Consider the following 12431-nt stretch of genomic DNA (forward strand, 5'->3'; position numbering starts at 1 on the left):
CTCGGCCTCGGCGGCGGCAGCAACCTTTATGGCTATGTCGGGGGTGATCCGATCAATGCGGTGGATCCGGAGGGGCGGCGGTCGGCCACAACTGCTGAAGTCGGAAAGTTTGCCTTTGATTGGTGGTTGAAGCGGCAAGCCAGGCCGTCAAGGAAAACGCCTTGGGGGCGGGCTATTTCAATTGGCGATGCTCTTGGGACTGTCGCAGCGGTAGCCAAATACTGCTACGACCATGCTGATAGTGATGATCCCGACGAAGACGGGCCTTGTGAAATCCAGAAACGTGAAGACGAGTTGGATTGTAATCAATGGAATATAACTGGAGCACGTGAGGGCCTAACTCGAAAGCAGGGATACGTTGCATGTTTGCGCACCGTAATGATTCGATACAGCGAATGTCTTTCTCGTGGGAGGAATCCTAACAGAATTTCAACGCCACTTTTCTTGCCAACTGGACGCCGTGGCGGACCAGATCGATCCAGAACTCGGAGTTGATGGAATGGAGCGAATTTTCGTCGGAAGAAATCTTTTTACTAAATCTAATGGTGAAATGAAGGCGACGCAAATTACAATTGATCAGCCAAGATTGAATGGCGACGGGCTATTTGAATGTAAAGTCAAATTCTCCAACGTAAAAAAATATAACACAAGTGCCAAGTGTTTCGATGAAATCTGTGCGTTAGAATGTGCCCTAGATTATGTTGAAGGAATTTGTAAAAATAGTGAAGATCCAGAGTTTTTTATAAGTATAGATGAAAGCATGAAGGGATTCAATCGGAAGTAGATCAAATAGCTTTCCTTCGTATGCCTTGTCATCAAGCATTTCGAATGTGCCGGGGGTCGCATTTTCATTTTCGGCTAGAGCCTCCATGGCACCTACTGGTGCCGCGATTGGTGTAAACTCTATTGCATCACGGTACTTAGCGGAATTGAGGGCTCAGCAAGGGATAGCCTCAAAGGATCGAAGGGCTTGGCACCTGCCCGCGTCATAGGCAGTAGCTTTCGGCTACCCCGGCCAGTGGCGCGACGGCGCCAGCGGCCTGCTCCAGAACCACCACCGCGATTACGACCCGATGACCGGCCGCTACATCGAAGCCGACCCCCTCGGCCTCGGCGGCGGCAGCAACCTCTACGCCTACGTCGGCGGCGATCCGATCAACGCGGTGGATCTGGATGGGTTGAGACCGGGCGGGCCGCGCTCTACAGCGCCGCTGTCATGCCTTGTCTTAGGGGTCATTCGATAGATTGTTCTTAGCGCCATTCGCGCGGCAGACTCAGTTGACCGCCTTTGCCTGCCGTGGCAAGGGCGCTGCGCGCAGCGGGCGGGTGTAGCTCAATGGTAGAGCAGAAGCTTCCCAAGCTTACGACGAGGGTTCGATTCCCTTCACCCGCTCCAGATCCACCGAATGTTCATTCGAACTATCCCAACCGCAACAACGTGCGCAGTGCCAATTGGGCCGGGCCCACTCCTGGGCCGCTTATGCGGGTGGTTGCTGGGTGAAGGTGTCGGAGCCGGCGAATATGGCTCCTTCCGGTTCATTGTCGGTGGCCAAGCTGGTCGTCATTTGCCAGAGCGTAGAAATCGTGACGATGCCGTTGTTGGTGTTGGCCGCACCGGCCCAGGCAGTAATGCCAGTCCCGGGAAAGTTGACCGTAAAGGCAATCAGATCTCCATTCACAAACCCGGCAAGCGGATTAGCTCCCGGCACTTCTTCGGATTCGAAAACACCGCTAAGAGAATTGCCGTTCACTTGGAATGTGACCTGCGAACCGAACTGGTTGTACCAGGTTCCGTCAAGTGCAGCATTTTCCGTTGCCGCGCCAGCTGCTTGCTTTAAGGCATTTTTGTGAAGCATGTTCCTCTCCAGATACAATTGTTTTGCATTTCACGCCGCGTGAAGTGAACTAATTGTCAATGACATCAGACGGATCGCGAAATTTCAAGGCAAAGGCGCTTTGTTCGCAGGTTTCGAGCAGCATAAGGGGGTTTTAATTCCTTTCGCCTTCGCGCTTGCTCTGTTTGGCTTGTTGATTCGTTATCGATCAAATCAAACTGACAACCACTGTGTAGTTGACTAGAAGAATTTCACTCTGTCCGAAACGCCACCAGCCGCTCGACCGCCTGGTCCAGCGTTGCGTCCTGCTTGGCGAAGCATAGGCGCAGATAGCCGCGCTCGGGCTGGTCGGCGTAGAAGGCCGAGACCGGGATCGAGGCAACTCCGGCTTCGCGGATCAGCTGCTCGGCCAGGGCCGCGTCATCCGGAGCGAGGCCGGATGCCGCGAGGTCGATCGTCACGAACCAGGTTCCGCTGGCCGGAAGCACGGCAAAGCCTGCTGCGGTCAAGCCTTCAACCAGCTGGGCCTTGGCGGCGGCATAGCGGGCGCGGTGGGCCCGGTGCCACTCGGCGGGCAGGGTCAGCGCCTCGGCCACGGCCCATTGCAGCGGGGTGGCGGTGGTGAAAGTCAGGAACTGGTGCTTGCCGGCCACCGCTGCCGCCAACGGCGGAGCGGCGAGCGCCCAGCCAACTTTCCATCCGGTCATCGAGAAGATCTTGCCGGCCGAGCCGATCTTGACCGTGCGTTTGGCCAGAGCGGGAATGGCGAGCGGCGAGACATGCGGGGTGCCATCGAACACCATGCCTTCCCACACCTCGTCACTGACCACCCACAGGTCCTGGCGCTCTGCCAGCGTGCCGACCCCTTCGAGTTCGGCCCGGGTCAGCATGGTCCCGGTTGGGTTGTTGGGGGTATTGAGCACGATCCCGCGTGTCTTGGGTCCGATCGCGGCGGCGAGCTTGTCCAGCGGCAAGGTCCAGAGCGGAGGCTCGAGGCTGACCAGCCGGGCGGTGCCGCCGGCCCATTGCACCAGCGGCAGGTAGGCATCGTAGAGCGGCTGGACCAGGATCACCTCGTCGCCCGGGCGGACCAGCGCGAGCAGGCTGGCGGCGAGCGCCTCGGTCGCGCCAGAGGTCACCACAATCCCGGCGGGGTCGAGTTCCAGCCCTTGCTCGCGGCTATAGTAGGCCGCAATGGCGGCGCGCAGTTCCGGCAGGCCCCGCATCGGCGGGTACTGGTTCGAGCGTTCGGACAGTGCACGCTGCGCCGCCGCGACCAGTTCGGGCGGCTCCGCCAGGTCGGGAAAGCCCTGACCGAGGTTGATCGCGCCGAGTTCGCGGGCAAGGCCCGACATGATCTCGAAAATGGTGGTGCTGGCAGGGCCGGAAAGCCGCTCGGCAAGGCTGGTCATGGACCCAGCCTAACCCCGCTGGCTCAGTCCGGCAATGCCGCCCAGGCTTGCCGCAGCGCGGCCGGCGCTCCGGTGCCGAAGACGTAACGATCGGGCCGCACCAGCACGGCTTCCGCGCCCTGCTTGTCCAGCCAGGCGGAAAGTGGGCGGGCGAACGGCGCAAGGCGCGGTTCGGCCAGATCGGCGCGGGCGATCAGCCAGTGGCCGAGGCAAAGCACCTCATCGAGCCGCGAACCGTCGGCCGCCAGCGGCTGCGGGAAATAGGAACCGGCCGCGGCGCTGCCCGCCAGGATCCGTCCGGCGGAGATCGGCGGATAGGCCGGCGGGCCATCGGGCAGCTTGCCCAGCTTACGGGCCAGCTTGAACTTCAAGTCGCGCACCAAGGCGCCCCACTTGCTGGTGATGCAGACGGTCTTGCCCATCATGATCGCCATGTCGATCGCCGCGCGCAGGTTGGGTGCGCGTTCGACCTGGTAGGTGTCGAGCAGGCTGTCCGACGCCCCGTCTCGGGTTACTGCAGCGAGCTTCCAGGCCAGGTTGGCCGCATCGCGCAGGCCCGAACACATGCCCTGCCCGGCAAAGGGCGGGGTCTGGTGCGCGGCATCGCCGGCCAGCAGTACCCGGCCCTTGCACCACTGCGCCGCGATACGGGCGCGGAAAGTATAGACCGCCTTGCGCTCCAGCCGCACCGCGCCTTTGACGTTCCAGGGTTCGAGGAGCTTGTCGATGAAAGCGTCCTCGCTGATCTGCTCGGCAGTCTCGCCCGGTTTTATCATGAACTCCCAGCGATGCCGCCCTTCGCCCATCAGCACGCAGGTGGTCGGGCGTTCGGGGTTGCAGATCTGCAGGTTCGCAGTTGGCAGTTTCGAATAGTCGTCGACCAGGACATCGACGACCAGCCAGGGTTCCTCGAAATTGAGATCGTCGAAGTGGATACCGGCAGCCTTGCGCACGGGACTGCGCGCACCGTCGGCACCAACGAGGTAGCGCGCGCGGAGCACCTTTTCGCCCTCGGGAGTCGCGACCATAGCAGCCACCCCGTCAGGCTCCTCGCTGAACCGAGTCAGTTCCCAGCCACTGTGCAGCGCGGCATTGGCATGGCTCGCCAGCGCCCGGCGCAGTTCGGCCTCGACGCTCGGCTGGTGGATCATGTTGGCAGCCGGCCAGCCGCCTGGGCCGATCTGCTGCGAACCTTCGAAGCGCAGCAGCACTTCGCCTTTCGCATTGAGGAAATCATAGCGGTTGGCGCGCCGCGCGGTCTTCATCACCGCTTCGGCCGCGCCTGCTTCCTGCAGGATTCGCATCCCCTCGTGATCGATGTGGGCAGCGCGCGGCAGCGGATAGATATCCGCCTCCTTCTCGATCACGATTACCTCAACCCCGCGCCGCGCGAGCAGCACGGCCAGCGTTACCCCAGTGGGGCCACCGCCAACGATCAGGACATCGCAATCGAAGTTCATCGCCTCAGTCTTCCGCGACCATGGCGCCTTCGATGTGGCCCAGCTCATCGATCTCGCAGCGCACCACGTCGCCTGCTTTCAGGAACTGGCGCGGGTCCATTGCGGCGCCGATTCCGCCCGGAGTGCCAGTGAACAGGCAATCGCCCGGCTCCAGAGTCATCCCTTTGGACAAGTGTTCGACCTGCTGCCAGATGTTTAAGACCAGGTTGGCGGTGTTCGAATCCTGGCGCTTTTCGCCATTGACGAAGCAGCGGATGCCGAGGCGGTGCGGATCGCCCAGCTCGTCAGCGGTTACGATCCACGGACCCATCGGAGCATGCGTGTCAAAGCTCTTGCCGAAGGACCACTGCGGGGTTGCATGCTGGGCCATTCGCTCGGTCACATCGTTGCCGACACAATAGCCGAATATCGCCGCCGACTCGTCGGCTGCGGCGATATGCTTGCCGCCCGGGCCGATCACCGCGACCAGCTCCACCTCGTAATCGTTGGTGAATGCGCCGCGCGCGATCAGAATCGGATCGTAGGGTCCATTGACCGAAGTCTGGGCCTTGGTGAACCAGACCTGCTGCTCGGGCGTGCCCATCTTCGATTCCGCGATATGGTCGGCGTAATTGAGCCCGATTGCGAAGATCTTGCCAGGACGCTGCACCGGGCTTTCCAGCTTGACCGAGGCCAACGGCACGCCGCCGCCGGCTGCTGCCTTTGCTCCCAGCTGGGGCTTCAGCGCATCCCAGTCGCGGATCAGGTCGATCATCGTGCCAGGCACGCCGCTGTCGATCACGGCATCGCCGACCACGATCCCGGTGCGGGTCTGGCCCTGGGCGGTATAGGTGCAGAGTTTCATGCGGAGGCTTCCTTGGCTGGGCGGGAGAACAGACGCTTCAGACGAAGCTGCAGCGCCATAAAAAGGGCGATCAGGCCGGGCGGGGGCGGCATCCTGCCGGCGAACATCGGATGCGGCGATCCCCATTGTACTGCCAGCAGCGCACTGACCGGCATTTTTTGCGGTGGGTCCTTGGCGGTGAACAGGTCGCCGTCGGTCCAGTGTTCCAGCTCGTTGCCGAAGGGGTCCTTCCAGTAATCGAATATCTGGCTGCCCATGATGTGGCGGCCGACGCCCCAGGCGGGCTCGCGCTTCCGGGCCTTGAGGTGCTGGTGGCCGAGCATCAGGTCATCGAGGTTGGACACTTCGAAGGCGGCGTGGAGTATCCCGAGTTCGCCGGGCAACTGGGCCAGGAACAGGGTGTGGTGATCGGCCGGCTTGTCGCCCCGGTCGCAGCGCATGAAGGCCCCAAGCGGCAGGTCCTTGGCCGCTTCGACTTCGTCCGAGGTGAGGAACCCGAAGCGGTCCTTGTACCACTTCTCGGATCGGCGGAAATCGCGGACCTTCAAAACCGCATGCCCGATCCGCTTGACGTGGGCCGGGGCGGGATCGAGCCGGACGGTCTGGCGGAAGCGCGGCTTGGCGGCGGCGGTGTTGAACGGCTGGTCGGCAGGGAGGGGCGCTGCCGCTCCCTTGGACTGCCCTGCAACTACCTCGACCGTATAGCCATCAGGATCGGTCAGCCGCACCACCTTGCCGCCGCCGGGTTCGGCCAGCTCCTCCACCAGCACGCCTTCGTGCGCGGCCAGCGTTTCAAGGTCAGCCAGCGTTTCGGCGCGCAGGCCGACCGCGAGAAACTGCGCCTCACCCGGCTCGGTCACATGGACGAAGGGGCGACCGTCGCTACCCTTGCCGTACAGACGGCCACCTTCCTCGAAGGTGTGCATTCCGAAGTCATCGAGAAAGCCGCGCATGACCGATAGATCGGGCGCTGCATAGCGCACGTGGGCGATGTCTTCGATGCGGATAACGCTCATGGCGCGTGTCCTCTCCCGCCGATTCGTTCTTGACTAAATGGTCAACTAAGTGCAATTGACCATTTAGTCAAGTGAGGTCAGAACAAGCCATGGCCAGCGCCGCAACCGTCAGCAATCCACGAGCTGCCCGCACCAGGGCGGCGCTGCTGTCGGCCGGGTTCGAACTGCTGGCCCAGCGCCCGATCGATGCGATCGCGATCGACGATATCGTCACCCGTGCCGGGGTGGCCAAGGGCAGTTTCTTCAACCACTTCAGCGACAAGCACGGCTTCGCAAACGCGATCGGCGCGGCGGTGCGGGACGAGGTTGAGCAGCGCGTCGGTGCGGCCAATGCCGGGGTCACCGATCCGGCCGAGCGGCTCGCCGGGGGAATGCGGGTCGCGGTCGATTACGCGCTGACCGAGCGCGAGCGGGCGATCGTGATGCTGCGCGGACTCGAATTGTCGACCGGGCTGGACCATGATCTCAACCGGGGGATCCGCGCTGATATCGAGGCGCTGGTGGCCGCCGGGCTGGCCCGGCCCGAAGCGGCGCGCAGCGGGATGCGGTTCTGGCTGGGGCTGTGCAATGTCGCCATGCTCAACGTCATCGAACGCCAGCCGCCCCGCGATGATGCGGCCGAACGGCTGCGCGAGATGCTGGTGCTGGGGCTGTGCGGGCTGGGCGTCGATCCACTGCGTGCCCAGCAGGTAGCCGATGCAAGCGCCGCTAGGCTTCGCGCTTCGGCATCTCGGCCGGAAGACGCAGCGGCCAGAACAAGGCCGATCCCAGGGCAAGGATGATCAACGCCAGGACCTGAGCCGGGCCATAGCTGCCAAGCCGGTCGAAACTGTTCGAAAAGAGCATAATTCCACCGACGTTGCCGATCCAGCCGACCGTGTGGAGCGAACCAAAGATCGTCCCGTAATTGTCGAGCCCAAAGCGCCGTGCGGTAAGGTAGGCGAAGATATCGATGTCGGCCCCCTGAAGCAGGCCAATCAGCCCGGCGGCCAGAACCGCGACCCAGGCCATCTGGCCACCGAGCAGCAAAAGCAGGAAACCACTGGCCGGAACCACGATCATCAGGGCTGCGACCAGGCGAGGCTCGAACCGGTCGAGCAGCCAGCCGCCTGACAGCTTCCCCGCGAATTGTCCGGCAGCGAAAGCGGAAACTGCAAGTGCGGCTATCCCGGCGCTCAGCCCGCGCTCCTGGATCATCGGCGACATCTGGCTGATCGCCCCGCTGGTGGCCACGCCGATCAGCATATTGGCCCCGGCCAGCAGCCAGAAGTCACGGTTCTTCAGGAACGACCAGTCTACTCCGGTCATGGCCAGGTGCCGCGCGATCGGCGCGCTGGCCGCAGTGCGCGGCAGCAACAGCAAAGTCAGCGGCAGCCCAATTCCCAGCCCGATCCCGGCCAGTGCAAGGAACCCCGTGCGCCAGCCATAGTCCTCGATGATCCAGTGCAGCACCGGCGGAAACAGGATCGCGGTGATCGAAACCCCGATCCCGACCAGCCCCAGTGCAAACCCCCGATGTTTGCGGAAATGGGCGTTGATCGGGCGGGTCAGGGTGACGGACGAATTGCCGGCCCCGAAAAAGGCTGCCGCGGCAACGCTGATCCCCAGCAGCAAGGCGCTGTCGACCAGGGTGCCCTGGATGATCCCGGTCAGACCCAGAATCAGGGCACAGGCAGTGAAAACCGGACGGAAGCCGAGGGTATCGGTCAATCGTCCGATCAACGGCGCGCCCAGCGCGGCGGTCACGACCAGCGACTGGACGATCCCGGTTTCGGTCCTGGTCAGCCCCAGCTCTGCCGACATCGGCAGCAGGAACATCGAGAAGACGTAAAACAGCAGCGAGATGCCGGTGCCATTGGCGATTCCGCAAGCCAGCACGATCCGCCAGCCGACGGTCCATTCGCTCTCGGCCTTGTCAGTGGCTGCGCTCATACGGCCTTTGCTTCCTGCCGTTCGGGCAGCTTTATCGACAGCAGCAGGAAGGCCGAAACCGCCAGGCAGCCGATTGCCGCCAGCTGCGCCGGGGCATAGCTGCCGAACAGGTCATAGGCCTTGCCCATCCCCAGCAATCCGCCGACATTGCCGATCCAGCCGAGGCCAACCAGCGCGCCATAGATCGCGCTGTAATTGGCCAGATCAAACCGCCTCCCGACAAGGAAGGCAAATATATCGATCTCCGCGCCCTGCTGGATGCCGATGATCAGGACCGCCAGCATGATTGCGCCGGTCATGTTCCCGGCGGTCAGCAAGGCGACAAAGCCGAGTGCGGGCAGCATGGTCAGCAGAAAGGCGGCGCGGCGCGGCTCGATCCGGTCGAGCAGCCAGCCGCCGCCGAGGCGGCCAATGAAGGTCCCGCCGGAAAAGAACGAGAGCGCCAGGGCGGCGGTGGCGGCGCTGACGCCGCTGTCCTGAACCATCGGTGCGAGTTGGCTCGCCGCGCCCGCGGTCGCCAGGCTCATCGTGATCAGGGCGAGGGCGAGAAACCAGAAGTCGCGCTCGCGCAGGAAGCGCCAGTTGCTTGGCGCGCGCGAAGCAGGTCCGGAACCGATCCCGCTGCCCGAGCGGCCGCCGTCGGGGACCAGCAGCAGCACGGCCGGGATCCCGGCGAACAGCGAAACCAGGGCCATCCCGGTGAAGGCTCCGCGCCAGCCCCAGTTCTCGATCACCAGGTTAAGCAGCGGCGGGGCCAGAATCGCCAGTACCGATACGCCCACCGCCATCAGCCCCAGCGCCGTGCCACGATAGCGGCTGAACGCGGCGTTGATCGGGCGGCTCAGCACCACCGTGCCAGTACCCGCGCCGACCAGCCCGACCAGAGCAATGGTCAGGCCCATGTGAACAAGGTTCGAGGCAAACAGGGCTGCGGCAAGGTGCGTCAACGCGACCAGCAGCGCACTCGAGGCATAGACCCGCCGCACTCCGTAAATATCGGTCAGCCGCCCGATCAGCGGCGATCCGATCGCGGCAGTGATGATCAGGGCCTGGACGTTGCTCAGCTCGCCCCGGCTGACCTGCAGTTCGGCAGTCAGCGGCACCACGAACAGCGAGAAGCTGAGGAACAGGATCGCGACGCCGCTGGCGATCCCGAGCGAACAGCCGAGGATGATCTTCCACCCGTTGCGGAACTCGTCCGGCACATCGGGCCACCGATTTGGCATCGAACTCAGCCTTCGCGATCAGGACAGGCAGGGCGGTGCGGCATCCCGTCACGCAGCTCAATCCTCCACAGCAAAAGTGATCTCGGCATGGTCCTGCAGGCGCTTGACCAGGGCTTCGCCCAGCAGCGCACCCGGAGTAGCGATCGCGCCATCCGCCTTGCAATCGAGCAGGGCAATCCCGGTCTCGGCGATCATCCGGCTGGTCGAGCCATAGCCCGGATCGTAGCGGCCCTTCACGCCATAGCGGATCGTCTTGCCATCGGGCCATTCGCCGATGAACAGCACATCGTAGAAGCCGTTTTCACGCTCTTCCTTGCTCGGGCCTTCGCCCGGCTTGGGCGGTTTGGCTCCGAACGGGTTCTTGAGCATTTCGCCGACCGCGTGCGCAGCCTTCTCGCCGATCTCGCCCGCGCTGGTCAGCATCATCTCGTCGTACTTGAAGTCGGCGCCATAGGGGTGGCCAAGCAGGAAATTGGTGCGGTGGACGTTCTTGGTGTTGATCGTCGCCATGATGAACGGCGCGGCCCACTTGCCGACGCTTTCGTCGTATTCCGGCACCAGGCCGAGCGGCTGCGACGGTCCTTCGAAGCCCGGGGTCAGGCCGAACGGGCTTTGCAGCACCTTGATCAGCGAGGGGTTGCGGGCGACCGCCTTCATCGTTTCGGTGAGGCTGGCGGCGGTCCCGCCGGAGAAGGTGCCCTGCATCCCCCGAACCCGGCCCTTGACCCGCGGCGCCGGGCTGCCGTTGCGGGCGACCGCTTCCTTCTGCAGCATCAGCACGCCCAGATCGAACGGGATCGAATCGAAGCCGGAGGAGAAGGCGATACGCGCGCCCGAAGCCTTGGCGGCATCGTGGTACTTGTCGATCATCTCGCGCATCCAGCCCGGCTCGCCGCACAGGTCGGCATAGTCGGTTCCGGCTTCGACGCAGGCCTTGATCAGCGGTTCGCCGTAAAGCTGGTATGGGCCGACCGTGGTGACGATGACGCGGGCCGATTCCGCCAGCGCTTTCATGCTCGCCGGATCGTCGGAATTGGCCGCGATCAACGGGGTGTCGGCAGGCGCGCCGATCAGGTCACGGACTTCGGCCAGCTTCTCGGCGCTGCGCCCGGCCATCGCCCATTTCGGGCCTTTGCCTTGATAGTGGTGGGCCAGGTATTCGGCGACGAGGCGTCCGGTGTACCCGGTCGCGCCATAGACAACGATATCGTAGGGGCGGTCAGCCTTGGCGGTCATTGCTGCTCTCCATTGCTCCCGAATCTGCGGCCGGGATCGTGCTCAAGAAGGACACAAAAGGGTAGCAATGTCGAACCGAATTTGCCTTCCGCTACGGCAAGCAAGATGCCCACCCTCCATCTCGTCACCCTGAACTTGTTTCAGGGTCCATTTCTCGATTCGGCCCTTACCTTTCGGTGCCGACCAACCGCTGCGGAAGTGTTGGCAGGCGATGTCGGCAGGGTGGCACGATGGACCCTGAAACAAGTTCAGGGTGACGGAGGAAGGATCCTGGTCTTGGTATCCGGCCTCAAAACCGGTATTGCCGGCTGGCGAGATCGAACATGATCTCTTCGCTGCCGCCGCCGATCGCCATCACCCGCACCTCGCGGTAGATCCGCTCGACCCGGCTGCCGCGCATGAAGCTGGCACCACCGAGAATCTGGCAGGCTTCGCGGGCGCAGAATTCCATGGTCTGGGTGGCCTGAACCTTGAGCAGCGCGAAATCGCCGGGAAAGGCGCAGCCATTGAGCACGGTCCAGGCGCATTGGTCGATCCAGGCCTGGGTCGCCTGGATCCGGCGGACCATGTCGGCCAGCTTGTGACGGATCACCTGGTTGGTGATCAGCGGCTTGCCGAAAGTCTCGCGTTGGCGGGCCCAGTCGAGCGCGTCTTCATAGCAGATCCTGGCAAAGGCATTGGCCTGCTGGCTCATCCCCAGGCGCTCTCCGTTGAAATTGCGCATGATCCCGGCAAAGCCGCCGTTCTCGGGCCCGATAAGGTTTTCGGCCGGCACTTCGACCGCGTCGAAATGGATCGTCGCGGTGTCGCTGGCGTGCCAGCCCATCTTGGCCAGCGGCGTTCGGGTGATGCCGGGCCGGTCCAGTTCGACCAGCAGTAGCGATACCCCGCCGATCCCCGGCCCGCCGGTCCGCACAGCCAGGGTGACATAGTCGGCGCGCATGCCGGTGGTGATATAGGTCTTCTCGCCGGTGACCACAAAGCTTGCCCCCTTGCGCTCTGCCCTGGTGCGCAGGTTGGCAACATCCGATCCGCCTCCCGGCTCGGTAATGCCGAGGCAGATCAGCTTTTCCCCGGCCAGCACCGCTGGCGCGATCCGCCGCTTCATGTCCTCGCTGCCCATGGCCAGGATCGGCGGCAGGCCGATCCCGTGAGTCATCAGCGAGGCACAGATCCCGCCCGCGCCGGGCCGGGCCAGTTCCTCGGTCTGGACCAGGCTGTGGAACAGGGTGAAATGATCACCGGTGCCGCCGAATTCCTCCGGATAGTTGAGGCCGAGAATGCCGGCCTCGGCCGCCTTGCGGTGCAGTTCGCGGGGCAGTTCGCCAGCGGCCTCCCACTGGTCGACGTTGGGAGTGATTTCCCTGGCGACGAAGGCGCGGACGGTGTCGCAGACCGCTTCGTGGCTGTCATCGTAATGCGGCGAGCGCGAACGCCACTGGTCGAACAAGGGCGTTTCCATTTTGGCTC

The 12431-nt window shown here is 63.5% G+C and carries 11 protein-coding genes, 1 tRNA gene and 1 pseudogene; 4 read left to right on the top strand and 9 right to left on the bottom strand.

What is annotated here, in order from left to right; all coding sequences use genetic code 11:
* The first annotated feature begins 460 nt into the window (after positions 1-460).
* The 3 genes and pseudogenes from B2V17_RS14210 (at position 461) to B2V17_RS14220 (ending at position 1396) form a co-directional block, all read left to right on the top strand.
* Positions 461-784, top strand: a complete 324-nt coding sequence (locus B2V17_RS14210) for a hypothetical protein (protein ID WP_292998791.1) — start codon at positions 461-463, stop codon at positions 782-784.
* Between the two features lie 226 nt (positions 785-1010).
* A pseudogene (locus B2V17_RS14215) lies at positions 1011-1244 on the top strand (RHS repeat-associated core domain-containing protein); the annotation flags it as partial.
* 78 nt (positions 1245-1322) lie between these two features.
* Positions 1323-1396: transfer RNA gene (locus B2V17_RS14220), tRNA-Gly, on the top strand.
* An 82-nt stretch (positions 1397-1478) separates the two neighbouring features.
* On the opposite strand, the gene B2V17_RS14225 is transcribed toward B2V17_RS14220, so the two are convergent.
* The 5 genes from B2V17_RS14225 to B2V17_RS14245 all read right to left on the bottom strand — a co-directional run bounded on the left by B2V17_RS14225 (position 1479) and on the right by B2V17_RS14245 (position 6567).
* Entirely contained in the window at positions 1479-1856 is a 378-nt protein-coding gene (locus B2V17_RS14225) for an avidin/streptavidin family protein (protein WP_292998793.1), read from the bottom strand.
* 230 nt (positions 1857-2086) lie between these two features.
* A complete protein-coding gene (locus tag B2V17_RS14230; protein WP_292998795.1) occupies positions 2087-3247 on the bottom strand; it encodes an aminotransferase in 1161 nt (386 codons plus the stop codon).
* Positions 3248-3270: 23 nt separating this feature from the next.
* Positions 3271-4707: a bifunctional 3-(3-hydroxy-phenyl)propionate/3-hydroxycinnamic acid hydroxylase gene (locus B2V17_RS14235; protein WP_292998797.1), complete on the bottom strand. Its 1437-nt coding sequence runs from the start codon at positions 4705-4707 to the stop codon at positions 3271-3273.
* 4 nt (positions 4708-4711) lie between these two features.
* Positions 4712-5551, bottom strand: coding sequence for a fumarylacetoacetate hydrolase family protein (locus B2V17_RS14240; RefSeq protein WP_292998799.1), 840 nt, complete (start codon positions 5549-5551; stop codon positions 4712-4714).
* Positions 5548-6567, bottom strand: a complete 1020-nt coding sequence (locus B2V17_RS14245; RefSeq protein ID WP_292998801.1) for a VOC family protein — start codon at positions 6565-6567, stop codon at positions 5548-5550. The genes B2V17_RS14240 and B2V17_RS14245 overlap by 4 nt, the downstream gene beginning before the upstream one ends.
* 89 nt (positions 6568-6656) lie before the next feature.
* Here B2V17_RS14245 and B2V17_RS14250 point away from each other — a divergent pair, with 89 nt between their 5' ends.
* Positions 6657-7349 carry a TetR/AcrR family transcriptional regulator gene (locus tag B2V17_RS14250; RefSeq protein ID WP_292998803.1) on the top strand — a complete coding sequence of 231 codons (693 nt, stop codon included), beginning with the start codon at positions 6657-6659 and terminating at the stop codon, positions 7347-7349.
* On the opposite strand, the gene B2V17_RS14255 is transcribed toward B2V17_RS14250, so the two are convergent.
* The 4 genes from B2V17_RS14255 to B2V17_RS14270 all read right to left on the bottom strand — a co-directional run bounded on the left by B2V17_RS14255 (position 7276) and on the right by B2V17_RS14270 (position 12423).
* The gene (locus tag B2V17_RS14255) at positions 7276-8499 is read right to left on the bottom strand and encodes an MFS transporter (protein ID WP_292998805.1); all 1224 of its coding nucleotides are present in this window, start codon (positions 8497-8499) and stop codon (positions 7276-7278) included. The genes B2V17_RS14250 and B2V17_RS14255 overlap by 74 nt on opposite strands.
* Positions 8496-9725, bottom strand: coding sequence for an MFS transporter (locus B2V17_RS14260; RefSeq protein WP_292998807.1), 1230 nt, complete (start codon positions 9723-9725; stop codon positions 8496-8498). Before B2V17_RS14260 ends, B2V17_RS14255 begins: the two co-directional genes overlap by 4 nt.
* Positions 9726-9782: 57 nt before the next feature.
* Positions 9783-10961, bottom strand: a complete 1179-nt coding sequence (locus B2V17_RS14265) for a saccharopine dehydrogenase family protein (RefSeq protein WP_292998809.1) — start codon at positions 10959-10961, stop codon at positions 9783-9785.
* Between the two features lie 289 nt (positions 10962-11250).
* Positions 11251-12423, bottom strand: a complete 1173-nt coding sequence (locus tag B2V17_RS14270) for an acyl-CoA dehydrogenase family protein (RefSeq protein ID WP_292998811.1) — start codon at positions 12421-12423, stop codon at positions 11251-11253.
* Between the last annotated feature and the right edge of the window lie 8 nt (positions 12424-12431).

Source organism: Novosphingobium sp. UBA6272 (assembly GCF_002440635.1).
Lineage (GTDB): Bacteria > Pseudomonadota > Alphaproteobacteria > Sphingomonadales > Sphingomonadaceae > Novosphingobium.

What these genes read in the sequence shown, in the direction of transcription:
- B2V17_RS14225 (WP_292998793.1), bottom strand. Translation starts at nt 1,856, where the DNA reads ATGCTTCACAAAAATGCCTTAAAGCAAGCAGCTGGCGCGGCAACGGAA.
- B2V17_RS14230 (WP_292998795.1), bottom strand. Translation starts at nt 3,247, where the DNA reads ATGACCAGCCTTGCCGAGCGGCTTTCCGGCCCTGCCAGCACCACCATT.
- B2V17_RS14235 (WP_292998797.1), bottom strand. Translation starts at nt 4,707, where the DNA reads ATGAACTTCGATTGCGATGTCCTGATCGTTGGCGGTGGCCCCACTGGG.
- B2V17_RS14240 (WP_292998799.1), bottom strand. Translation starts at nt 5,551, where the DNA reads ATGAAACTCTGCACCTATACCGCCCAGGGCCAGACCCGCACCGGGATC.
- B2V17_RS14245 (WP_292998801.1), bottom strand. Translation starts at nt 6,567, where the DNA reads ATGAGCGTTATCCGCATCGAAGACATCGCCCACGTGCGCTATGCAGCG.
- B2V17_RS14250 (WP_292998803.1), top strand. Translation starts at nt 6,657, where the DNA reads ATGGCCAGCGCCGCAACCGTCAGCAATCCACGAGCTGCCCGCACCAGG.
- B2V17_RS14255 (WP_292998805.1), bottom strand. Translation starts at nt 8,499, where the DNA reads ATGAGCGCAGCCACTGACAAGGCCGAGAGCGAATGGACCGTCGGCTGG.
- B2V17_RS14260 (WP_292998807.1), bottom strand. Translation starts at nt 9,725, where the DNA reads ATGCCAAATCGGTGGCCCGATGTGCCGGACGAGTTCCGCAACGGGTGG.
- B2V17_RS14265 (WP_292998809.1), bottom strand. Translation starts at nt 10,961, where the DNA reads ATGACCGCCAAGGCTGACCGCCCCTACGATATCGTTGTCTATGGCGCG.
- B2V17_RS14270 (WP_292998811.1), bottom strand. Translation starts at nt 12,423, where the DNA reads ATGGAAACGCCCTTGTTCGACCAGTGGCGTTCGCGCTCGCCGCATTAC.